Source organism: Streptomyces soli, assembly GCF_003999195.1.
GTDB lineage: Bacteria > Actinomycetota > Actinomycetes > Streptomycetales > Streptomycetaceae > Actinacidiphila > Actinacidiphila soli.
In genome coordinates, this window is sequence record NZ_RJVR01000216.1 from 53,564 (window position 1) to 76,524 (window position 22,961).

19 protein-coding genes are annotated in these 22,961 nt (G+C 69.8%); 2 read left to right on the forward strand and 17 right to left on the reverse strand.

Going from position 1 to position 22,961, the window contains the following annotated elements; all coding sequences use genetic code 11:
* Positions 1–2 precede the first annotated feature (2 nt).
* The 9 genes from EFK10_RS20795 to EFK10_RS20830 form a co-directional block, all read right to left on the reverse strand.
* A complete protein-coding gene (locus EFK10_RS20795; RefSeq protein ID WP_240677358.1) occupies positions 3–599 on the reverse strand; it encodes a sarcosine oxidase subunit gamma in 597 nt (198 codons plus the stop codon).
* Positions 600–636: 37 nt separating this feature from the next.
* Positions 637–3,729 carry a sarcosine oxidase subunit delta gene (locus EFK10_RS52185; RefSeq protein WP_127357167.1) on the reverse strand — a complete coding sequence of 1,031 codons (3,093 nt, stop codon included), beginning with the start codon at positions 3,727–3,729 and terminating at the stop codon, positions 637–639.
* Between the two features lie 95 nt (positions 3,730–3,824).
* Positions 3,825–5,057 carry a sarcosine oxidase subunit beta family protein gene (locus EFK10_RS20805; protein WP_127357168.1) on the reverse strand — a complete coding sequence of 411 codons (1,233 nt, stop codon included), beginning with the start codon at positions 5,055–5,057 and terminating at the stop codon, positions 3,825–3,827.
* A complete protein-coding gene (locus EFK10_RS52190) occupies positions 5,054–5,176 on the reverse strand; it encodes a hypothetical protein (protein ID WP_265737538.1) in 123 nt (40 codons plus the stop codon). The genes EFK10_RS20805 and EFK10_RS52190 overlap by 4 nt, the downstream gene beginning before the upstream one ends.
* Before the next feature lie 19 nt (positions 5,177–5,195).
* Positions 5,196–7,640, reverse strand: a complete 2,445-nt coding sequence (locus EFK10_RS20810; protein ID WP_127357169.1) for a GcvT family protein — start codon at positions 7,638–7,640, stop codon at positions 5,196–5,198.
* Positions 7,641–7,844: 204 nt separating this feature from the next.
* Entirely contained in the window at positions 7,845–8,831 is a 987-nt protein-coding gene (locus tag EFK10_RS20815) for an ABC transporter substrate-binding protein (RefSeq protein WP_127357170.1), read from the reverse strand.
* Positions 8,832–8,854: 23 nt separating this feature from the next.
* Positions 8,855–10,840, reverse strand: a complete 1,986-nt coding sequence (locus tag EFK10_RS20820) for an ABC transporter permease (RefSeq protein WP_127357171.1) — start codon at positions 10,838–10,840, stop codon at positions 8,855–8,857.
* Positions 10,840–11,919 carry a quaternary amine ABC transporter ATP-binding protein gene (locus EFK10_RS20825; protein ID WP_127357172.1) on the reverse strand — a complete coding sequence of 360 codons (1,080 nt, stop codon included), beginning with the start codon at positions 11,917–11,919 and terminating at the stop codon, positions 10,840–10,842. The genes EFK10_RS20820 and EFK10_RS20825 overlap by 1 nt, the downstream gene beginning before the upstream one ends.
* Before the next feature lie 20 nt (positions 11,920–11,939).
* The gene (locus EFK10_RS20830; RefSeq protein WP_127357173.1) at positions 11,940–13,415 is read right to left on the reverse strand and encodes an aldehyde dehydrogenase family protein; all 1,476 of its coding nucleotides are present in this window, start codon (positions 13,413–13,415) and stop codon (positions 11,940–11,942) included.
* Positions 13,416–13,611: 196 nt separating this feature from the next.
* Here EFK10_RS20830 and purU point away from each other — a divergent pair, with 196 nt between their 5' ends.
* Entirely contained in the window at positions 13,612–14,484 is an 873-nt protein-coding gene (gene purU, locus EFK10_RS20835; RefSeq protein ID WP_127357174.1) for a formyltetrahydrofolate deformylase, read from the forward strand.
* A gap of 47 nt (positions 14,485–14,531) precedes the next feature.
* Here the strand turns inward: purU and EFK10_RS20840 are convergent, their stop codons facing one another.
* Positions 14,532–14,882, reverse strand: coding sequence for a hypothetical protein (locus EFK10_RS20840; protein ID WP_127357175.1), 351 nt, complete (start codon positions 14,880–14,882; stop codon positions 14,532–14,534).
* Positions 14,879–16,546 (reverse strand): choline dehydrogenase, encoded by a 1,668-nt coding sequence (gene betA, locus EFK10_RS20845; protein ID WP_127357176.1) that lies wholly within the window; start codon positions 16,544–16,546, stop codon positions 14,879–14,881. Before betA ends, EFK10_RS20840 begins: the two co-directional genes overlap by 4 nt.
* 205 nt (positions 16,547–16,751) lie before the next feature.
* Between betA and EFK10_RS20850 the strand changes: the two genes are divergently transcribed.
* Positions 16,752–17,510, forward strand: a complete 759-nt coding sequence (locus tag EFK10_RS20850) for an IclR family transcriptional regulator (RefSeq protein ID WP_127357210.1) — start codon at positions 16,752–16,754, stop codon at positions 17,508–17,510.
* On the opposite strand, the gene EFK10_RS20855 is transcribed toward EFK10_RS20850, so the two are convergent.
* From EFK10_RS20855 to EFK10_RS20880, 6 genes are all read right to left on the reverse strand, one after another.
* The gene (locus tag EFK10_RS20855) at positions 17,507–18,628 is read right to left on the reverse strand and encodes an aromatic ring-hydroxylating oxygenase subunit alpha (protein ID WP_127357177.1); all 1,122 of its coding nucleotides are present in this window, start codon (positions 18,626–18,628) and stop codon (positions 17,507–17,509) included. The two genes, EFK10_RS20850 and EFK10_RS20855, sit on opposite strands and share 4 nt — an antisense overlap.
* 91 nt (positions 18,629–18,719) lie before the next feature.
* Positions 18,720–19,922 (reverse strand): NAD(P)/FAD-dependent oxidoreductase, encoded by a 1,203-nt coding sequence (locus EFK10_RS20860; RefSeq protein WP_127357178.1) that lies wholly within the window; start codon positions 19,920–19,922, stop codon positions 18,720–18,722.
* Positions 19,919–20,281: a bifunctional 3-phenylpropionate/cinnamic acid dioxygenase ferredoxin subunit gene (locus EFK10_RS20865; protein WP_127357179.1), complete on the reverse strand. Its 363-nt coding sequence runs from the start codon at positions 20,279–20,281 to the stop codon at positions 19,919–19,921. The genes EFK10_RS20860 and EFK10_RS20865 overlap by 4 nt, the downstream gene beginning before the upstream one ends.
* A gap of 138 nt (positions 20,282–20,419) precedes the next feature.
* A complete protein-coding gene (locus EFK10_RS20870; RefSeq protein WP_127357180.1) occupies positions 20,420–21,049 on the reverse strand; it encodes an MBL fold metallo-hydrolase in 630 nt (209 codons plus the stop codon).
* 115 nt (positions 21,050–21,164) lie between these two features.
* A complete protein-coding gene (locus EFK10_RS20875) occupies positions 21,165–22,250 on the reverse strand; it encodes an S-(hydroxymethyl)mycothiol dehydrogenase (protein ID WP_127357181.1) in 1,086 nt (361 codons plus the stop codon).
* A 96-nt stretch (positions 22,251–22,346) separates the two neighbouring features.
* Positions 22,347–22,910 carry an FABP family protein gene (locus EFK10_RS20880; RefSeq protein WP_127357182.1) on the reverse strand — a complete coding sequence of 188 codons (564 nt, stop codon included), beginning with the start codon at positions 22,908–22,910 and terminating at the stop codon, positions 22,347–22,349.
* Positions 22,911–22,961 lie beyond the last annotated feature (51 nt).

Below are 22,961 nucleotides of genomic sequence, written 5' to 3' on the forward strand. Positions count from 1 at the left end.
CCTCAGACGTACTCCGAGGCGGCATCGAGCAACCAGTCCGCGAGATAACCCGCGAAGGAGGAGCGGACCAGGACGCAGAAGCCCCTCTCCCGGCCGATGAGCACGACCTGCGCACGGGCCAGCGTCGTCTGGGCGCAGCGGCCCGGGCCGAACGCGCGGGGGTGCAGGTCGAGGGAGCAGCCATGGGCGAGCAGGTCACGGGCGCGGGGGCCGGCGACCAGCACCGTCGTGCGCTGGGCGGAGACATCGGTGACCGCTGCCGGCTCCTCGCCCACCGCCGTACGGATCCGGGCCTCGAGGTCCGCCTGCGTGCTGGGCGGCCCGACGACGAGCCATTCGTCGGGACCGAGCGACAGGGCGGTCAGCTCCCCGGCCTGTACGGCGGTGTCGGGTTCGGGGGGCAACTGGAGGCCGAGGGCGAGCCCGACGGCCTCGGCGGCCGGCCCCTTGGGGTCGAGCCGGACGTTGATCTGGGCGAGGAAGGGGACCTCGGCCAGCCGCAGGGCGCCGCCGGAGGTGCGGGTGGCGGCGGCGAAGCGGGCGGCGGCGCCGGACAGGGGGCTCTGGGGGCGGTGGGTCGTGGTTGTGCTGCCAACCATTGCGGTTTCAGGCATTGCGGTTTCAGCCATCGCGGTCTCAGCCATCGCGGCGGGCTCCCTCGGGGTCGTAGAGGACTGGGCCGGCGACTGTCACCGGGACCAGCCGGTCGCCGACGGGCGCGTACAGCCGCTCGCCGATACGGTCCCGGCCGCCCTTGACGAGCGCGAGGGCGAAGGTCCGGCCGAGGGCGGCGCTGCAGTAGCTGGAAGTGACGTGGCCGAGCATCGGGACGGGCGGCTCGGGGAGGGTGCCGGTGGCGACCAGGTGGGTGCCCTCGGGGAGGAAGTCGGCCGGGTCCTCGGGGAGCAGGCCGACGAGGTGCTTGCGGTCGGGGCGGACGGCGTCGGCACGGGCGTACGAGCGCTTGCCGACGAAGTCCTTCTTCTTCTTCTTCGACACGACCCAGCTCATGCCCAGGTCCTGCGGGGTCACCGTGCCGTCCGTGTCCTGGCCGATGATCGGGTAGCCCTTCTCGGCGCGCAGGACGTGCATGGTCTCGGTGCCGTACGGGGTGACTCCGGCCGCGTAGACGGACTCCCAGAGCGCGAGGGCGTCCCAGGGCGAGACGTTGATCTCGTAGGCCAGTTCGCCGGAGAAGCTGATCCGGCAGACGCGGGCCGCGATGCCCGCGACGGTCGTGTCGCGCCAGGCCATGAAGGGGAAGTCGGCGTTGTCCACGGCCAGATCGGGGGCCAGGTCGCGGAGCACCTCGCGGGAGCGGGGGCCGACGAGTGCGATGGTGGCCCACTGCTCGGTGACGGAGGTGAACCGGACCCTCAGGTCGGGCCACTCGGTCTGCAGCCATTCCTCCATCCAGTCCAGGACGGTGGCGGCATTGCCGGTGGTGGTGGTGACGATGAAGCGGTCGTCGGCGAGGCGGATGACGGTGCCGTCGTCGAAGATCATGCCGTCGAGGCGGGCCATGACGCCGTAGCGGATCATGCCGACTTTGAGGGTGCTCATCATGTTCGTGTAGAGGCGGTCGAGGAAGACGCCCGCGTCCGGGCCCTGGACGTCGATCTTGCCGAGGGTCGAGGCGTCCATGAAGGCCACGCCCTCACGGGCGGCGGTGCATTCGCGCAGGACGGCGGTTTCCATGTCCTCGCCGGGCTGCGGGTAGTACCAGGGTCGCTTCCACTGGCCGACGTTCTCGAAGAGCGCGCCGTGGGCGACATGCCAGGGATGGATGGCGGTGGTGCGGATCGGGTCGTGGAGGGCGCCCCGGTCGCGGCCGGCGAGGGTCGCGAAGCTGACGGGGGTGTACGGCGGCCGGAAGGTGGTCGTGCCGAGCGCGGAGACGTCGACGCCGAGGAGGTGGGCGACGGTGCCGGAGGCCAGTACGCCGGAGGTCTTGCCCTGGTCGTTGGCGGTGCCGGCGGTGGTGTAGCGCTTGGTGTGCTCGACGGAACGCATTCCGGCGCCGGTGGCCCGTGTGAGGTCGGCGACGGTGACGTCGCGCTGGAGGTCGACGAAGCTTGTCGCTCCGCCGGTGCCGAAGACGACGAAGACCGTCTCCGGGGCGGTCTCCGATTCGGCGTCTACGGGCGGCAGTTCGGGTTGCTCCGGTGCGTAGCCTTCGGCCTCCAGCGCGCAGGCGGCGGCTGCCGTGCCCTCCGCCGGACTCGCCGCGACCTCGACGGCCTGGCGGCAGGTGCCGGGGGCGGGGACGAAGGTGCCGAGGGCGTCGTCGTAGCGGAGCTTGCCGCCCGCCTGGCTGTAGAGGTGGCCGACGGGGTTCCAGCCGCCCGAGACCAGGAGGAGGTCGGCCTCGATCCGGCGGTCGCCCACCAGCACGGCGGTGAGGCGGTCTTCTCCTTCTGTGCCGGTGACGTACTCGCCCTGGCGGGTGTCGACCATCGCCGCGATCTCCACGCCTGCGGCGGCAAGGTCGCGGGCGACGGCGTGGGCGCTGTCGTTGGTCGTGAAGACCACGGCCTTGCGGCCCGGGACGACGCCGTACTTGTTGACGTACGTACGGGCCGAACCGGCCAGCATGATGCCGGGGCGGTCGTTGTCCGGGAAGGCGAGGGAGCGCTCGTGGGCGCCGGTGGCCAGGATGACGCGGCGGGCGCGGATGCGGTGGACGCGCTCGCGGGAGACGTGCGCGGGGGCGTGGGCGCCGAGGTGGTTGGTGCGGCGCTCGACGGCGAGGAGGTGGTTGTCGTCGTAGTAGCCGAAGACGGTGGTGCGGCGGAGGATGCGCACTTCGGGGGCGGAGGTGAGGAGGGCCTCGACTTCGCTTGCCCAGGTGAGGTGTTGGGCCGTGCCCAGCAGGCTGCCGCCCAGCTCGGGCTGGTCGTCGGCCAGGATGACGCGGGCGCCGCTTCTCGCTGCCGAGGCGGCCGCGGCGAGGCCGGCCGGGCCGGCGCCGACGATCAGCAGGTCGCAGTGGGTGTGCACGGCGTCGTAGCGCGCCGGGTCGGGGGTCGTGGCGAGGCGGCCCTGGCCGGGAAGGCCGGTCGCCACGAGGCCGTCGTACAGCTCGACGGCGGTGGCGGGGAGCATCGGCTCGGGGAACGGCTCTTCTATCTGGATGACGGCGTTGGGCTCTTCGACGCCGGCGGAGAAGATGCCACGCGGGCGGCCGAGTTTGATGCTCGTTCCGGTGCGGATGATGCCGTTGGCGAGGAGGGCGGAGGCGAGGGTGTCGCCGGGGTGGCCTTCGTACTGGGTGCCGTCGAAGGTGAACGTGAGGCGTTCGGCGCGGTTGACTCGGCCGCCCGTGGTGAGCCGGAACGGTTGGGTGCGGCCGTCCGTGGCGGGGGCAGGGGTTGACTCTCCCCCTCGCTTCGCTGGGGGCACCCCCACCACCCCGCCCCTTCCCGAAACCGGGGGCTTTGCCCCTGGACCCTGCTCCTCAAACCCCGGAGGGGCTGAATATGGCGGCGCCTCCACGAACTCGTTCGTCGACGTGTCGCGTACCGCGTTGAACCAGCGGCGGCAGCCGGCCGCGTGGCTCCAGCGCTCGGCGAAGGGTCCCTTGGGGTTGTCGCGGAAGAAGAGGTAGTGGGCCCACTCGTCGTCGGTCAGGGCCGAGGGGTCCTCGGGGTAGGCGATGTGGGCCTGGCCGCCGTAGTGGAACTCGGACTCGTCGCGGGGTCCGCACCAAGGGCATGGGATGAGCAGCATGTTGTGAGATCACCTCGCGATGTCGAGCGGGGCCGCCGGCAGGGCGGCGGCCGGGGCGTTCCGGAGCGGCGGCACGGGTCTGAGGCGAAGCCGCATCAGTGGGCTACCGCGGCCGCGCCGTGCTCGTCGACGAGCGCGCCGGTGGTGAAACGGTCGAGCGAGAAGGGGGCGTTGAGGGGGTGGGGGGTGTCGTGGGCGATGGTGTGGGCGTAGACCCAGCCGACGCCGGGGGTGGCTTTGAAGCCGCCGGTGCCCCAGCCGCAGTTGAGGTAGAGGTTGTCGACGGGGGTGAGGCCGATGATGGGGGAGGCGTCGGGGCTGACGTCGACGATGCCGCCCCAGGTGCGGAGCACGTGCGCGCGGGCGAAGACGGGGAAGAGCTCGAGCGCGGCGGACATCTGCTCTTCGATGATGTGGAAGGCGCCGCGCTGGGTGTAGGAGTTGTACGAGTCGATGCCGGCGCCCATGACCAACTCGCCCTTGTGCGCCTGACTGACGTACACGTGCACCGCGTTCGACATGACAACCGTGGGGTGGACCGGCTCCAGCAGCTCGCTCACGAGCGCCTGCAACGGGTGGCTCTGCAGCGGCAGATCGAAGCCGGCCATCTTGGCCAGGACCGACGAGTGCCCCGCCGAGCAGAGTGCGACCTTGCCCGCCGCGATGGGCCCGAGGGTGGTCTGTACGCCGACGACCTGGCCGCCGACGATGTCGATGCCGGTGACTTCGCAGTTCTGGATGATGTCGATGCCGGCGGCGTCCGCCGAGCGGGCCAGGCCCCAGGCCACGTGGTCGTGCTTGGCGATGCCGGCGCGCGGCTGGTACGTACCGCCCATGACGGGGTAGCGCACGTCGGGCGAGATGTTGACGATCGGGCAGACCTCCCGGACACCGTCCGCGTCGAGCCATTCGGCGTCGACGCCGTTGAGGCGGTTGGCCTCGACGCGGCGGACGCTGTCGCGTACGTCCTGGAGACTGTGGGCGAGGTTCAGGACGCCGCGCTGGGAGAAGAGGATGGGGTAGTCCAGCTCCTCCTCCAGGCCTTCCCAGAGCTTGAGGGCGTGTTCGTAGATGCCGGCGCTCTCGTCCCAGAGGTAGTTGGAGCGGATGATCGTGGTGTTGCGGGCCATGTTGCCGCCCGCGAGCCAGCCCTTCTCCAGGACCGCGACGTTCGTGATCCCGTGGTTCTTCGCCAGGTAGTGGGCGGTGGCGAGGCCGTGCCCGCCGCCGCCGACGATGACGACGTCGTACGACTTCTTCGGCTCGGGCGTGCGCCACAGCCAGTCGGGGTGCTCGGGGAGATCGGCACCGGGGGTGCGGGGGCTCATCGGGCGTCTCCTGACAGGTACGGGTAGAGCGGGTGGGCGGCTGCGAGGGCTTCGGTGCGGGCCCGCAGGGCTGCGAGGTCGGGGTCGGGCTCGGCGAGCGGTGCGCTGAGGGCGTTCATACGGCCAGGGCCTCCCGGATCAGCCACGCAGGCGGGACATCGTCGGGTCGAACAGGGGCTCTTCCGCGACCTGGGCGGCGATGCGCCGGTCGAAGTAGCCGATGTCCACAGCACGGCCCGGGGTGGCCAGGTCCGCCGGGAGCCACGCGTAGGCGATGCCCTTGCCGATGGTGTAGCCGTAGGCGGCGCTGGTGACGTAACCGACGGCCTGACCGCCGTCGTAGACCGGTTCCTTGCCCATGACGACGGCGCTCGGGTCGTCGATGGTGAGGCAGGTCAGGCGGCGCTTCACGTCCGCCTTGCGGCGGATCAGCGCGGCCTTGCCGATGAAGTCGACGTCCTTGTCGAGCTTGACGGCGAAGCCGAGCCCGGCTTCGTACGGGTCGTGCTCGTAGGTCATGTCGGTGCCGAAGGAGCGGTAGCCCTTCTCCAGGCGGAGGCTGTTGAAGGCGCCGCGGCCGGCGGCGATGCCGCCGAGGGGCTGGGCGGCGGCCCACAGGGTGTCCCAGAGCTTCTGGCCGAGGTCGGCGGTGGTGTAGAGCTCCCAGCCGAGCTCGCCGACGTACGACAGACGCATCGCGGTGACCGGGACCGAGCCGATGTGGGCGCGCTTGGCGCGGAAGTACTTCAGGCCGTCGTTGGAGAAGTCGGAGTCGGTGAGGGGCTGGAGGACCTGACGGGCCAGCGGGCCCCAGAGGCCGATACAGCAGGTGCCGGGGGTGATGTCGCGGACGGCGACCGAGCCGTCGTCCGGGAGGTGGCGGGTGAACCAGTCTAGGTCGAGATTGCCGTTGGCGCCGACCTGGAAGAGGTCGCGGGCGAGGCGGGCGATGGTGACGTCGCTGCGGATGCCGCCGTCCTCGTCCAGGAGGAGGGTGTACGTGACCGAGCCGACGGACTTGTCGATCTTGCCGGTGGACAGCCGCTCCAGGAAGGCGGCTGCGCCCCGGCCGGACACCTCGAGGCGCTTGAGGGCCGTCATGTCGTACATGGCGACGGTCTCGCGGGTGGCCTGGGCCTCGGCGCCGACGATCGGGGACCAGTAGCGGGCGGCCCAGTCGTTAGGGGTGGGGATGGAACGGCCGTCGACCAGGCCCGCGTTGGCCTCGTACCACTGGGGGCGCTCCCAGCCGTTGGCCTCCAGGAACCACGCGTCCAGCTCCTGCTGGCGGGCGTGGAAGGGGCTGGTACGGATCGGGCGCGGCTCCCCGGAGGGCTGGAGGGGGTGGAGGATGTCGTAGACCTCGACGAAGTTCTGGCAGTCGCGGGCGAGGACGTACTCCGGGGAGAGCTGGTGCGGCTCGAAGCGGTTGACGTCGCACTCGTGCAGGTCGAAGGACGAACAGTGGCCGTCGACCAGCCACTCGGAGACGGCCCGGGCCACGCCGGCGGAGTGGGTGACCCATACGGCCTCGGCGACCCAGAAGCCCCGGACGTCCGGTGACTCGCCCAGCAGCGGCATGCCGTCGGTGGTGAAGGAGAAGAGGCCGTTGATGCCCTCCTCGATCTTGGCCTCGCGGGTGGCGGGGAGCAGCGCCTGCGTCTCGGTCCAGGCGTCCGCGAAGTCGTCCTCGGTGAACTTGAGGACGGAGGGCATCTGGTCGGCCGCGTCCACGGAGAGGATGTCGTCGGCGGAGACCGGCATCGGGCGGTGGCCGTAGTAGCCGATGCCGATGCGGTCGAAGCGGTCGCGGTAGTAGAGGTCGGCGTCCTGGTGGCGCAGGATCGGGCGGACCGCTTCCTCCGTCTGGCCGGCGAGGGCCGGCACCGGGCCGGTCCAGGCGAGCTGGTGGCCGAGCGGGGTGAGCGGCAGGTTCATGCCGACCATGCGGGCGATCTTCGGGCCCCAGATGCCGGCGCAGCACACGACGATGTCGGCGGGAATGTCGCCGCCGACATCGGTACGGACGGCGGTGACCCGGCCGTCCTCCTGCAGCACGTCGAGGACTTCGTGGCAGGGCAGGAAACGTACGCCTCGCTCGGTGGCCTGCCGGACCTGCGCCTCGACCGCGAGGACGGCCTTGGCGAGGCCGTCCGTGGGCACCAGGAGGCCGCCGAGGACGCGTGAGCGGTCGACGAGGGGGTGCAGCTCGACGCACTCCTCGGGGCTCAGCAGGCGGGACTCCACGCCCCAGGCGGTGATCCAGCCGTGGCGGCGGTGCAGTTCGGCGAGGCGCGCCTCGGTCGTGGCCACTTCGAGGCCGCCGACCTGGAGGAAGCAGGGCTGGCCGTCGACGTCGAGGGAGCAGAACTTCTCGACGGTGTAGCGGGCCAGCTCGGTCATCGTCTTGGACGAGTTGGTCTGGAAGACCAGGCCGGGCGCGTGCGAAGACGATCCCCCGGTGGCCGGGAGCGAGCCCTGGTCGACGACCGTGATCTCGGTCCAGCCCGCGGCGGACAGCTCGTCCGCCAGCGCCGCCCCCACGACGCCCGCTCCGATGATGACCACTCGGGGTCCCGCCATCGCCGCACCTCCGCCTAAAAAGCAGTCCCAGTTGCTGTCAGCGCAACAAGCTTCAGGTTGCGCAACTCAATGTGCCTGTCCCTCCGGGGGGTGTCAAGAGGGCAGAACGCACGTGCCCGGCGGGCTGTCGGAGCAGCCCACCGGGCACGGGTGTTTCACGGGCGGTCGCGGTCGCGCGAGCTGCCTCATCCCGGGCGGAGCGCCCTACTTGAGCCAGGCAGCGACCTTGTCGGGGTTGGCGTCGACCCACTTCTTCGCGGCCGCGTCGTCCGACATCTTGTCGACGGCGATGTACTTGGCGACGAGGTTCTGGTCGTCGTTGGTCCAGGAGAAGTTCTTGACCAGGCTGTAGGCCGGGCTGCCCGACTTGGCGAACGTCGAGCTGACGATCTTGTCCAGGTTGTATACGGGGTAATCGCAGGCGATCTTCGACGCGACGGCGTCGCAGCCCGTCGTGTACGCGGGCAGATTGACCTTGACCAGCGGCACCTCGGACAGGAACCACTGCGGCTCGTAGAAGTAGCCGATGACCCACTGCTTGTTCTTCTCGGCCTGCCGGTAGGCCTGGATGAGCGCGGTCTCGCTGCCCGCGTACACCACCTTGTAGTCCAGCTTCAGGTTCGTCACCAGCGCCGCGTCATTCGTGACGTACGAGGGGTCGCCGTCCAGCAGCTGGCCCTTGCCGCCCGACTCCGAGGTCTTGAACTTCGAGGCGTACTTGTTGAGGTTCTTCCAGCTGGTGATGTCCGGGTACGCCTTCGCCAGCCACGGCGGTACGTACCAGCCGATGACGCCCTTGTTGCCGGTCTGGCCGGCCGAGACGGCGGTCTTCTGCTCGGTGATGTACTTCTTCTTCAGGTCGTCGTGGCCCCAGTTCTCCAGGACGGCGTCGACCTCGCCGGTCCCGAAGCCCTGCCACGCGACCTGCTCTTTCAGGTCCTTCTTATTGACCGTACAGCCGAGCTTCTTCTCCGCGACGTACGCGACGACCGCCGCGTCCGCCTCGTAGCCGACCCACGGGTTGACCGCCAGATTGAAGGTTCCGCACTTGCCGGAGCTGCCTGCGGCGGAGGAGGTGTCGCCGACCTTGGCACCGCCGCACGCGGTGAGGGTGAGGCCGAGCGCCGCCAGTCCGGCCGCGCCGGCGCGCCATCTCGCGGGACGGCTGCCCGCGACGAGGTGTATTGCCATGTGTCGTGCTCCTTTTGACTGCCCTAGCCCCGGCTGGGCACCGTGGTGCGTCGCGCCGCTGCCTGAGTGATCCGGTCGAACATGACTCCGAGCAGTACGATGGCGAGCCCCGCCGCCAGCCCCTTGCCGTACAGCTCTCCCTGCGAGAATCCGGCCACAACGTCGTAGCCGAGGGCGCCCGCACCGACCAGGCCGCCCACAACAACCATCGACAGCACGTAAATCAGGCCCTGGTTGGTAGCGAGAGTCAGGGCGCCGCGTGACATCGGCAGTTGGACTTTGGTGATGATCTGCCAGGTGTTGGACCCGGCAGCGGTGGCCGCCTCGACCGTGGTCTCCGGCACGGCCCGGATCCCGTCCGCGATGATCTTCATCGTGACGGGTGCGGCATAGACGACGGCGGCGACGATCGCGGTGAAGCGGGTCGCGCCGAACAGTGCGAGGAACGGCACCAGGTAGACGAACGGCGGCATCACCTGCGCCGCGTCCAGAGTGGGCCGGATGAGCCGGTCGGCCATCGGGCTGCGCCCCATCCAGACGCCGACCACGACCCCGAACACCATCACGAGCACCGTCGCCACGACCGTCGAGGCCAGCGTGGTCATACCGTCCGACCACACCCCGGTGCCGACCAGCAGCCCCACGCACACCCCCGCCGTGACCCCGGCCCGCCAGCCGCCCAGTACGGCGCCGACGGCGACCAGGACCGCGCCGACCAGCCACCACGGGGAGTCGGTCAGCAGCGACTGGAAGGGGTTGAGCAGGCCGTTGGTGATGAGGTTGCGAATGGCGTTCGTGAAGCCCGACAGATTGTCCTGCGCCCAGGTGGTCACGCTGTCCGCCGCGCTCGCGATGGCGCTGCCGGTGCTGCCCTGGCCGGGGAACTCCGCCGCCCAGACGTACGTGTGCGACAGGTAGACGACGACTGCCGCCACCACGCCGCCCGCCACCAGCAGGTGCTTGCGCCACTTGGCGAAACGGCTCCCCGAGCGCCTGGCCGCCTCGGCCCTTACGCTTGCCGCGGTCGTCACCCGGTCCAGGACGATGGCCATGACGACGATGGCGAGACCAGCATTGAAGGCCGTGCCCACATCCAGCGACTGCAGGGCCTGGACGACGGTCTTGCCGAGCCCGGGGGCGTCGATCAGCGCGGCGATGGTGACCATGGCCAGGGCGGCCATGATGGTCTGGTTGACGCCCATCACCACCGTCCGCTTGGACATCGGCAGCAGCACCTTGGTGAGCGTCTGCCGGCGCGTCGAGCCCAGCGAGTCGGCCGCCTCGACCGTCGTCTCGGGCACCGAGCGGATGGCGTGGGCGGTGATACGGATCGCGGGAGGCGCCGCGTAGATCAGGGTGGCGATGGTGGCCGACGCCGGACCGATGAGGAAGAAGAGGGTGAGCGGGGCCAGGTAGACGAAGGTCGGCATCGTCTGCATGAAGTCCAGGAACGGCGTCAGGATCCGGTTGACCCGGTCGGACAGCCCCGCCCACACGCCGAGCGGGATGCCGATGAGGAGCGCGACGAAGACCGCCGACACGGTCAGCGCCAGGGTGTCCATGCTCTCCTGCCACAGGCCCTGCAACCCGAAGAAGGTGAAGCCGGCCATGGCCAGGATCGCGACCCGCCAGTTGCCGAAGGCCCAGGAGACGTAACCGGCGATGGCGACGACGCCGAGCCAGCCGATGGTGGGGACCGGGCGGCCGGCGGACGGCTGGGAGATCAGCGACTGGATGAAGGTCACCAGGTTGTCGATGACCAGCCGGATCTCGTTGAAGAAGTAGAGGAAGAGCGGGTTGGAGTTGCGGTTGGCGCCGATGGAGTCGTTGACGTCGTTGAACCAGCGGTGCAGGTCGGTCAGGTCGGCCGCCGCCAGCGCCAGCGTCTGATGGCCGCGCAGCACGGCGAAGAGCACCAGCCAGGCGACCAGGATCCCGGCGATCACGACCCGGCGGCGGACCGCGCGTACCGGCCCGAGCTTGGCGGGTGCCTCCGCGATGGTTGCCATCACGCACCGCCCGCGATGACCGACAGAATCTCCTCGTCGCCGACGATGCCCAGCAGCTTGCCGTTCTCGACGACCTTCGCCGGCTTCTCGGCTGCCAGCACGGCCCGGGTCGCCTCCCGCACCACCACGTCCGGGCCCAGCTCCGGCCCGTCGAGGGCGTCGTCCGGGCCGGCCGGGCGCATGATCCACTTCAGGGTCAGCACATCGGCGCGCGGCACCTCGCTGACGAAGTCGCGTACGTAGTCGTCGGCCGGGGCGCCGACCAGCTCGTCGCCGGTCCCGCACTGAACCATCTTGCCGTCGCGCATGATCAGGATGCGGTCACCGAGCTTGAGTGCCTCGGACAGGTCGTGGGTGATGAACACCATGGTCTTGCCGACCTCGTGGTGCAGCCGGATGACCTCGTTCTGCATGTCCCGGCGGATCAGTGGGTCCAGCGCGGAGAACGGCTCGTCGAAGAACAGCACGTCCGGGTCGCCCGCGAGCGCCCGCGCCAGGCCGACGCGCTGCTGCATGCCGCCGGAGAGCTGGTCGGGGTAGGAGTTCTCGTAGCCGGACAGGCCGACCAGCTCGACGACCTCCAGGGCCCGCTTGGTGCGCTCGGCCTTGCCCATGCCGCGTATCTCGAGACCGTACGAGACGTTGTCGACGACGCGGCGGTGCGGCAGCAGCCCGAAGTGCTGGAAGACCATGGAGAACTTGCGGCGGCGCAGCTCGCGCAACCGCTTGGGGTCGGCGTCGCGGATGTCCTCGCCCTCGAAGACGACCTGGCCGGCGGTCGGTTCGATCAGCCGGGTCAGACACCGCACGAGGGTGGACTTGCCGGAGCCGGACAGGCCCATGACGACGAAGACCTCACCGGGTGACACATCGAAGCTCACGTCCCGCACTGCCGCCGTGCAGCCGGCCCGGTCCAGCAGCTCGCGGCGCGACAGACCCCTCAACTCCTCGGAGTCCGGCACCTTTTCGGCCTTGGGGCCGAACACCTTCCACAGCCCGCGCACGGAGACGACCGGGGTCCGGTCCTGATCCTGGGACGCGTCGCGCCGCTGCGACACCTCAGTATCGGTTGGGGTCACTGTCGACCTCTCTTCGGGCTTCAGCCGCGGAACCAGCGCTGCGGCTGCGGTTGGATGTTCTGCCAGATGTGCTTGGGCTCGCGGTACTCGTCGAGGCCGGCAGGTCCCAGCTCCCGGCCCACGCCCGAGTGCCCGAATCCACCCCATTCCGCTTGCGGCACGTAGGGGTGGTAGTCGTTGATCCATACGGTGCCGTGGCGCAGCCGCCGGGCGACCCGCTGGGCCCGGCCCGCGTCCTGCGTCCAGACGGCGCCGGCGAGGCCGTACTCCGTGTCGTTGGCGATGCGTACGGCGTCGTCCTCGTCGCCGTCCCGGAAGCGCTCGACGGTCAGTACCGGGCCGAAGGACTCCTCGTGGACCACGCGCATGTCCTGGGTGCACTCGTCCAGGACGGTCGGCGGGTAGTAGAAGCCGTCCGCCAGTGCGGGGTCGGTGGGGCGGGCGCCGCCGCACCGCAGTACGGCGCCTTCGGCGATGCCGGCGGCGACGTAGGCCTCGACCTTGTCGCGGTGGGCGGCGGAGATCAGCGTGCCGGTCTCGGCCTCGGCGTCGAAGGGGCCGCCGAGGCGGATCGTTCCTGCCCGGCGTACGACCTCGTCGACGAAGGAGTCGTGCAGCGAGTCCTCTACGATCAGGCGGGCGCCGGCCGAGCAGACCTGGCCCGAGTGCAGGAAGACGGCCGTGAGCGCGAAGTCCACGGCCGTCTCGAAGTCGGCGTCGGCGAAGATGACGTTGGGGTTCTTGCCGCCCAGCTCCAGCGCGACCTTCTTCACGCTCGCGGCGGCGGTCGCCATGATCCGTTTGCCGGTCTCCAGCCCGCCGGTGAAGGACACCATGTCCACCGCCGGATGCTCGGAGAAGGGCGCCCCGACCTCCGGGCCGGTGCCCAGGACCAGGTTGGCGGCCCCGGCAGGGAGGCCGGCCTCTTCCAGGGCCCGCATGAGCAGGATCGAGGTGGAGGGGGTCAGCTCGCTGGGCTTGAGGATGATGGTGTTGCCCGCAGCGAGGGCGGGCGCGACCTTCCAGGAGGCCTGGAGGAGGGGGTAGTTCCAGGGGGTGATCAGGCCGCAGACGCCGATCGGCTCAGACTCCACCCTGCTGATGGCGTCGTCCCGGCCGGTGTCGATGACCCGGCCGGCGCTGGTGCCCGCGATGCCGCCGTAGTAGCGGAAACAGGAGATGACATCGGCGATGTCGTACTCGCTCTCCACCAACCGCTTGCCGGTGTCGAGCGATTCGGCCCGCGCGAACTCCTTGGCGTCCCGCTCCAGCAGGTCCGCGACCCTCAGCAGCAGCGCCCCGCGCTCCCGCTCCGGCGTGCGCGGCCACGACCCCTCGTCAAAGGCGCGGCGGGCTGCGATGATCGCGATCTCGCTGTCTGCCCGCGTTCCCTCGGACACGGTCGCGGACAGGGTGCCATCAGCGGGGCAGCGAATCTCCCGGCGGCCGCCCGCAACCGGGTCGCGCCACTCACCGTCCAGATACAGGTCTGCCACGCGAGGAGCCCTTCAGACGAATTCGTTGCGCATAGCGCATCGAATTGCTTGTGGTGGAACACCCTGGCCGAATGGGTGACATACGTCAAGGGGTTGACGCCAGCGGGTTCCACCTCTTGACCGCAGGCGGCACGGGACCGGACCATGTTGCGTATCACTCACCCTGTTGCTCATTACGCACCAGCGGAGGTCGCACATGTCTGCTCGACCGCAACCCGGCCACGAGTACGTCCTCACCCTCTCGTGCCCGGACCGGGCCGGCATCGTCCACGCGGTGAGCGGCTTCCTCGTACGGAACTCCGGCAACATCCTTCAGAGCCAGCAGTTCGACGACCGGCTCAAGGGCCGGTTCTTCATGAGGGTCCACTTCGACGTTTCCGATCCAAACACCGATCTGGAAACACTGCGTTACCGCTTCGGCCCCGTCGCCGAGGCCTACGGCATCCGCTGGATTCTCCGCGACGCGGCCACGCCGACCCGCGCCCTCATCATGGTCTCGAAGTTCGGACACTGCCTGAACGACCTGCTCTTCCGGCAGCGCACCGGCGCGCTCAACATCGACATCCCGGCGATCGTCTCCAACCACCGCGACTTCGAGAGCCTCGCCGACACCTACGGCGTGCGCTTCTTCCACGTCCCCGTCACGAAGGACACCAAGCCCGAGGCCGAGGCCCGCCTCCTGGAGCTGGTCCGCGAACTCGACGTCGAACTCGTCGTCCTCGCCCGCTACATGCAGGTCCTCTCCGACGACCTCTGCAAGCAACTCGACGGCCGCGCCATCAACATCCACCACTCCTTCCTCCCCAGCTTCAAGGGCGCCCGCCCCTACAACCAGGCCTACGACCGCGGCGTCAAGCTCGTCGGCGCCACAGCGCACTACGTCACCCCCGAGCTCGACGAAGGCCAGATCATCGAACAGGACGTCGTCCGCGTCGACCACTCCCTCGACCCCGACGAGCTCGTCACCGTCGGGCGCGACGTGGAGGCCCAGGTCCTCGCCCACGCCGTCAAGTGGCACAGCGAAAGCCGCGTCATGGTCGACGGGAACCGCACCGTCGTCTTCCGCTGACGCGAGCCGTACGCGGCCGTACACAATCGCCGGACGCGCCGGGGGCCTCAACTCCCGGCGCGCGCAAGCATGTCGCGGCGCCAGCGCTCGGTCTCGGCGATCTGGTTGAAGGTGAAGACATGGAGGCCCGCCACCGCGGCGGAAGGCGCCGCGAGCGCCGGAGCGGTACGGGTCAGGAGCCGTTCCGGGGAGTAGCCGCCGGGGGTGGCCAGGCGGACGAACCAGGAGGCGTGCTTGGCGAGGAAGCGGGTGGACTCGCCGACGCCGATCTTGGGGCCCTTGACCGGCGACGCGGTGACCGTGATCACCACGTCGCGCGGGACGTGGGCGAGGACCTTGTCCTCCGTCGACTTCGCCGGGAGGACTTCGTAGCGGACCCGGCTCAGCAGCTGCTTCAACGCGGGTCGCGGTGCCGGTAGTACTCCGCCTTGGAGGGCGGGAGCGGGTCCTTGCCGAGGATGAGGTCGGCGGCCTTTTCGGCGATCATCATGACCGGGGCGTAGATGTTGCCGTTGGTGACGTAGGGCATGACCGAGGCGTCGACGACCCGCAGGCCCTCGACTCCGTGGACCTTCATGCTGTCGGGGTCGACGACGGCCATCTCATCGGTGCCCATCTTGCAGGTGCAGGACGGGTGCAGGGCCGTCTCGCCCTCCTTGGCGACCCATTCCAGGATCTGCTCGTCCGTCTCGACCTCCGGCCCCGGGGAGACCTCACCGGCGTTGTACTGCTCCATGGCGGGCTGGTTGAGCAGCTTGCGGGCGACGCGGATGGCCTCGACCCACTCGCGCCGGTCCTGCTCGGTGGAGAGGTAGTTGAAGCGCAGCGCCGGGTGCTCGCGCGGGTCCTTGCTCTTGATCTTCACGGAGCCGATGGCGTCGGAGTACATGGGCCCGACGTGCACCTGGTAGCCGTGTCCGCCGGCCGGTGCGGAACCGTCGTACCGGACCGCGATCGGCAGGAAGTGGAACATCAGGTTCGGGTAGTCGACGTCCTCGTTGCTGCGGGCGAAGCCGCCGGCCTCGAAGTGGTTGGTCGACGCCGGGCCCTTGCGGAAGAGCCACTGCAGGCCGATGAAGGGCGCCCGCCACTTCGCCATGTACGGCTGCATGGAGACGGGCTGCTTGCAGGCGTACTGGACGTAGACCTCGAGGTGGTCCTGCATGTTCTCCCCGACACCGGGGAGGTCGTGGACGACGGGGATGCCCAGCGCCTGGAGCTCCTCCGCGTTGCCGACGCCGGAGAGCTGGAGCAGCTGCGGGGAGTTGATGGCGCCGCCACAGAGGATGACCTCGCCGGCCCGCACCTCGTGCTGCTGCTTCTTCTTGCCGAGGCCGTGCTCGTACTCGACGCCGACGGCACGCTTGCCCTCGAAGAGCACCTTGGTGACCAGGGCGCGGGTCTTGACCGTCAGGTTGGGCCGCTTCATGACCGGGTGCAGGTAGGCCTTGGAGGCGGAGAGGCGGCGGCCCCGGCGGACGTTGCGGTCGAAGGGCGCGAAGCCCTCCTGGCGGTAGCCGTTGACGTCGTCCGTGAGGGGGTAGCCGGCTTCCTGGACGGACTTGAGGAAGGCGGGGAACAGGGGACTCTTCGCCGGGCCGCGCTCCAGGACCAGCGGGCCTTCGTGGCCGCGGAACTCGTCCTTGTCGTCGGCGGCGAGACAGTTCTCCATGCGCTGGAAGTAGGGCAGACAGTGGTGGTAGTCCCACTTCTCCATGCCCGGGTCCTTGGCCCAGCGCTCGTAGTCCAGCGGGTTGCCGCGCTGGAAGATCATGCCGTTGATGCTGCTGGAGCCGCCGAGGATCTTGCCGCGGGCGTGGTAAACGCGCCGGCCGCCCATGTGGGGCTCGGGCTCGGACTCGTACTTCCAGTCGTAGAACCGGCTGCCGATCGGGAAGGTGAGGGCGGCGGGCATCTGGATGAAGACATCCCACCGGTGATCCGGGCGGCCGGCCTCCAGGACCAGCACCTTCTTTGCCGGATCGGCGGAGAGCCGGTTGGCCAGCGCGCTGCCTGCTGAGCCGCCGCCGACGATGACGTAGTCGTACTGCAAGGGAGCCATGGACCTCTCGCTTCCCGATCGCGCCGTCGATATGCGGGGCATGGTAGTACGAGTATCGCTATACGCACCAGGTTGCGTGCCACGCAACTTGAAGAGCGGAGGTTTCGGTTTCGTTTCCTACCGGGCTGTTGTTTACCGCGCGTATAGTTTCGCTGTGAGCAACTTCAGCGCAGATAACGAAACGGCGGGATCGCAGACCGGCGGAGTGCAGTCCGTCGACCGCGCGATCAGCGTCCTGGAGATCCTGGCCCAGCGCGGCGAGGCCGGTGTGAGTGAAGTGGCGGGGGAGATCGACGTGCACAAGTCGACCGCCTTCCGCCTGCTGGGCGCCCTGGAGGCACGAGGCCTGGTGGAGCAGGCCGGCGAGCGCGGGAAGTACCGCCTCGGCTTCGGGATCGTACGGCTGGCCGGCGCGGTCACCGGCCGTATCGACATTACGCAGCAGGGCCGCCCGGTCTGCGAACGCCTTGCCGAGGAGATCGAGGAGACCGTCAACATCGCGGTCATGGAGAAGCAGTTCGCGATCAACCTCTTCCAGGTACGCGGCCCCGGCGCCGTCACCGCGCACAACTGGGTCGGCCAGCTCACCCCGCTGCACGCCACCTCCAGCGGCAAGATCCTGCTCGCCCACCTCCCCGCCCGCGAGCGCGCCGAGTTGCTGTCCGACGCGGGCCTGGAGAAGATCACGCCGCACACCCTGACCTCGAAGACCAAGCTGGAGAAGAACCTCGCCGAGGCCAGGGAACGCGGCTACGCCTGGACCCTGGAGGAGCTGGAGATCGGCCTGCACGCCATGGCCGCGCCCGTACGCTCCCGCGACGGCGAGGTCATCGCCGCGGTCAGCGCATCCGGCCCCTCCTACCGCTTCACGGAGGAGCGGATGCACGAGCTGGCCCCGGTGCTGATCAAGGGCGCCGCCGAGATCAGCCACCGGATGGGGTACCTCGGCCAGGACCTGGGCTAACTGCCCAGCTTGCCCTGGACCCAGTCGTGAAAGGCGCCGATGTGGTGCTCGCTGGGGACCAGGACGCCGCCCTTGGCGTACAGGCGGGAGCTCATGGCGGGCTGGCAGCGCTCGCAGGCGTCGAAGTCCTGACGGTTGACGCGGTCGAAGAGCTCGACGGAGCGGCTGACGTCCTTGCCGCTGTCCACGACGTCCTTCAGGTAGAGCCAGTCGCACTCGACGATCGTGCGGTCGGCGGCCACCGGGTACATGCGGTGGAAGATGACGTGGTCCGGCACAAGGTTGATGAAGACCTGCGGCTGGACGGTGATCGCGTAGTAGCGCCGGTCCTGGTCCTCGCTCACGCCCGGTATGCGGTCCAGGCCCTCCGAGCCGTCGACCGTGAAGCCCTGGACGTCCGAGCCGAACTCCGCGCCGTGGCCGACGTAGTACTGCGCGGCGTAGCCGTCGGCGAACTCCGGGAGCACCTCGGTGAGTTCGGGGTGGATCGTGGCGCAGTGGTAGCACTCCATGAAGTTCTCGATGATGAGCTTCCAGTTCGCCTTGACGTCGTAGACGATCCGCTTGCCGACCGCCAGGCTGTCGATGTCGTAGCGCTCGATCGACTCCACGTCGCCCAGCCGCGTCACGACCGCGCCGACGACCTCCTCCTCGAAGGAGGGCGGCTCCTCAGCCAGGCAGACCCAGACATAGCCCAGCCATTCCCGTACGTGGACGGGCGCGAGGCCGTACTCGGTGCGGCCGACGTCCGGCATCTTGGTCAGGTTCGGGGCGGCGATCAGCTTGCCTGTGAGGTCGTACGTCCAGGCGTGGTACGGACACTGAAAGGCCCGCTTGACCTCGCCGGTCTCCTCGGTGCAGAGCTTGGCGCCACGGTGCCGGCAGACGTTGAAGAAGGCCCGGATCGCGTTGTCCCGCGAGCGCGTGACGATGATGCTCTCCCGGCCCACCTCGACGGTCCGGAAGGCACCGGGCTTGTCCAGCTCCGAGGCCCGCGCGACGCAGAACCACATCGTCTCGAAGATGCGCTCCTGTTCCTGGGCGAAGATCCCCGGGTCGGTGTAGTAGGAGCCGGAGAGGGTGGCGATCAGGCTGTCCGGCAGGCTGGTCGATGTCACGTGGGCACTCCTCCAGGCGTTGTGCGATAGGCAACGCGATGTGCAGTACGCAACTGCTTTCAGGCAGAATGTGGGGCGGGAAACGCCGGTGTCAAGACCTCACGGCGGCCGGAGCGACCGAAGCGGTCGAGGCAGCCGGCTGAGCCAACTGCTTGCGCCAGCGCATGAACAGCCGAGGCTGGTCCATGCCGAGCACCGCGACCGGTTCCCCGGCCCGGCGGTAGACCGCCAGGAAGCTGCGATCGTCCGCCGCCCCCTCCTCCACCGTGACGCTGTCGGCGACGGCGGCATGGCCCGCGAACTGGATACGCACGCCGTACTGGTCCGACCAGAAGTACGGCGGCCTCACCGGACCCGGCTCGGCCGCGCCCCCGGAGAGCAGGGCGGCCACGGCGGAGGCCGGGCGTTCCAGGGCGCCGGTCCAGTGCTCGACGCGGCGGTGGGCGCCGGCGAGCGGGTCGTACCAGTTGGCGCAGTCGCCGACCGCCACGACGGCGGCGAGGCTGGTGCGGCCGTCGGCACCGCACGTGACGCCGTTCTCCAGCGCGATGCCGGAGCCCTCCAGCCACTCCACATTGGGCCGGGCGCCCACGCCGACGACGACCGTGTCGGCGGGCAGACTGCGGCCGTCCGCCAGCAGGACCGCGTCCACGCGGCCGGATTCGCCGCTGAGCCCCGCCACCGCGACGCCGCACAACAGCCGCACGCCGTGATCCGCGTGGAGCGAGGACACGACGCCGCCCATGGCCTCGCCGAGCGGCCCGGCCAGCGGGGTCGGCGCCACCTCGACGACGGTGACGTCCAGTCCGAGGGCGTACGCGGTCGAGGCGACCTCGGCACCGATGAAGCCGCCGCCGATGACGACCAGGCGGCCCCCACGGGCGAGGTCGGCGCGCAGCGCGAGGGCGTCGTCCAGGGTGCGCAGCGTGTGGACGCCGGCGAGCCCCTCACTGCCCGGCAGGGTGCGGGCGGCGGCACCGGTGGCGATGACGAAGCCGTCGGCGCGGACCGCCGTGCCGTCGGCCAGGCGTACCAGGCGCTCGTTGCGGTCCAGGCCCGTGGCCCGTACGCCGAGCAGCCACTCGGCGGCCAGATCCTCGCCGTCCGCCTCCAGGGCGAGGTCGGCCTCGGCCATCGTCCCGGCCAGGAACTCCTTGGAGAGCGGCGGCCGGTCGTACGGCCGGTGGATCTCGTCGCCGACGATGACGAGCCGCCCGTCGAACCCCTGCCTGCGCAGGGAGCGGGCGGCCGACAGGCCGGCGAGCGAGGCCCCCACCACGGCCACCGTTCTCACGCGAGACCCCCGGCGAGCCGGGCGCCGACGCAGGGCGGCAGGTTGGGCACTGCCTGCGAGGGCTCGACGTAGATCATGCCGTCCTCGACCACGACCTGGTGCGTACGGACGGGCAGCTTGGCAGGCGGCGAGTCGACCGAGCCGGTGCGCAGGTCGAACTTCGACGCGTGCAGCGGGCATTCGACCTCGCACCCTTCCAACCAGCCGTCGGCGAGCGAGGCGTCCTGGTGAGTGCATGTGTCGTCGATGGCGAAGACCTCTCCGTCATCGGTGTGGAACACCGAGACAGGCGGGTCGATTTCGAGCCGGTAGGCCTCGCCTCGCGGCAGATCCGCGAGGCGGCACACGGGAATCTTCATGACACCTCGGTGCGTATGACGAAACTGATTGCGGTAAGCGCAACAACAGTCTGGAGGCGCCCCCACCCCCTGTCAAGGGAGACGAAAACCGCCCCACAGCGTGGGGCGGTTGACGTACGAAAGGCCAGTTCAGCGGGGTCAGTGACCGCGCTTGATCCACTCGTCGAGCTGCGGCGCCTCAGCCCCGACGGTCGTGCCGTCACCGTGTCCGGTACGCACAACCGTGTCGGACGGCAGCGTCAGCAGCCGCTCCCGGATGGAGTCGATGATCGTCGGGAAGTGCGAGAAGGAACGGCCCGTCGCCCCCGGCCCGCCCGCGAACAGCGTGTCGCCGGTGAAGACGGTGCCCAGCGCGGGCGCGTACAGGCAGACCGCTCCCGGCGCGTGGCCCGGGGTGTGCAGGACGGTCAGCTCGGTGCCGGCCACCGAGAGCACCTGCCCGTCGGCGAGTTCACCGTCCGGGGAGCGGTCGGGGTGGGTCTGCTTCCACAGGAACAGGTCGTCCGGATGGAGCAGCACCGGCGCGCCGGTCCGCGCGGCCAGCGCGGGCGCGGCGTCGATGTGGTCGTTGTGGGCGTGCGTGCACACGATCGCGACCAGCCGCCGGTCCCCCACCGCCGCCGCGATGGCGTCGGCGTCATGGGCGGCGTCGATGACGATCGCCTCGCTGTCGTCGCCGACGATCCAGACGTTGTTGTCGACGTCCCAGGTGCCGCCGTCGAGGGAGAAGGTGCCGCTGGTTACGACGTGGTCGATGCGGGCAGTCATGCGAAGTTCACCGCCGAGTTCGGTTCTGTGCGTCGCCGGAATTCAGTCCGTCCGGCGTTCGAGGACACGCCCGAAGGGCGTTCGGCTGCCCAGGGGGAAGCCCTCTGGGGCAGCCTTACAGCACCACCACCGACCGCAGCACGTCACCGTGGTGCATCCGCTCGAACGCCTTCTCGACGTCGTCCAGGGCGATCGTCTCGGTGACGAAGGCCCCCAGGTCGAGGCGGCCCTGCAGATACAGATCGATCAGCATCGGGAAGTCACGGCTGGGCAGGCAGTCGCCGTACCACGAGGACTTGAGCGAGCCGCCGCGCCCGAAGACGTCGATCAGCGGCAGCTCCAGCTTCATGTCCGGCGTGGGCACCCCCACCAGGACGACGGTGCCGGCCAGGTCGCGGGCGTAGAAGGCCTGCTTGTACGTCTCCGGGCGGCCGACCGCATCGATGACGACGTCGGCGCCGTTGCCGCCGGTCAGCGCCTGGATGGCCTCGACCGGGTCGTTCTCGCGGGAGTTGACGGTGTGGGTGGCGCCCATCTTCTTCGCCGTCTCGAGCTTGCGGTCGTCGATGTCGACTGCGATGATCTTCGCCGCGCCGGCCAGCCGGGACCCCGCGATGGCCGCGTCGCCGACACCGCCGCAGCCGATGACGGCGACGGAGTCGCCACGGCCGACGTTGCCGGTGTTGATCGCGGCGCCGATGCCCGCCATGACGCCGCAGCCCAGCAGCCCGGCGACGGCCGGGGAGGCGGCGGGGTCGACCTTGGTGCACTGGCCGGCGTGGACGAGGGTCTTCTCGGCGAAGGCGCCGATACCCAGGGCCGGGGACAGTTCGGTGCCGTCGAGCAGAGTCATCTTCTGCTTGGCGTTGTGGGTGTTGAAGCAGTACCAGGGGCGGCCGCGCCGGCAGGCCCGGCACTGACCGCAGACCGCTCGCCAGTTGAGGATCACGAAGTCGCCGGGAGCCACGTCGGTCACGCCCTCGCCGACCGACTCGACCACGCCCGCCGCCTCATGGCCGAGGAAGAAGGGGAAGTCGTCGTTGATGCCGCCCTCGCGGTAGTGGAGGTCGGTGTGACAGACCCCGCAGGCCTGGATCTTCACCAGCGCCTCGCCCGGCCCGGGGTCGGGCACGATGATCGTTTCCAGACTGACGGGGGCGCCCTTCTCCCGGGCGACGACGGCACGGACCTGGTGAGCCATGAGTGCTCCTCGGCTGGTTGCTTATCGCGGCACGCAGCGCGCGTGCCGCAACGAAAGCATCCGGGAAGGGGACACAGCGGTCAAGGACCACGGCACTCAGCGGAAGAAGGCGATTCCGTCGTCCGGGAGGTCCTTGAGGTCCTTCGCCCACTCCCGCGGATCGACGACCTTCTTCAGATGGGCAGACATGTACGGGCGCAGCGGCACGGTCGGCGTGGTCTTCTCGGCGACCCACATCAGGTCGCTGTTGACATACCCGTACAGCCGCTTGCCACCGCTGTAGTGCGGGGCGGACGGGATCCGCGCCACGGCGTCCGTGATCAGGTCGATCTGCGGCTTGCCCTCGGCCAGCTCGCCGTACCAGATCTCGACGACGCCCTCGTCGCGGGTGGTGGTGACCTCGACCTTGCGGTCCTTGTCGATCCGCCAGAAGCCGGCCTCGTTCTCCAGCGGCCGGACCTTCTTGCCCTCGCCGTCCAGCACCCAGGTCTTGGACACGTACTCCAGGAAGGGCCGGCCGTCGTGGGTGAAGGTCACCTCCTGGCCGAAGTTGCACTTCTCGTCGCCGGGGAAGTCGAAGACTCCCGCGCCTTCCCAGTTGCCCAGGAGAAAGGCGATCGGCACGAGCTCCGGGTGCAGGTCGGAGGGGATCTCGATCATGTTCAGCGCTGTCCCTGGTAGAGCTTCTTCACCGCGAGAACGGAGAACGCG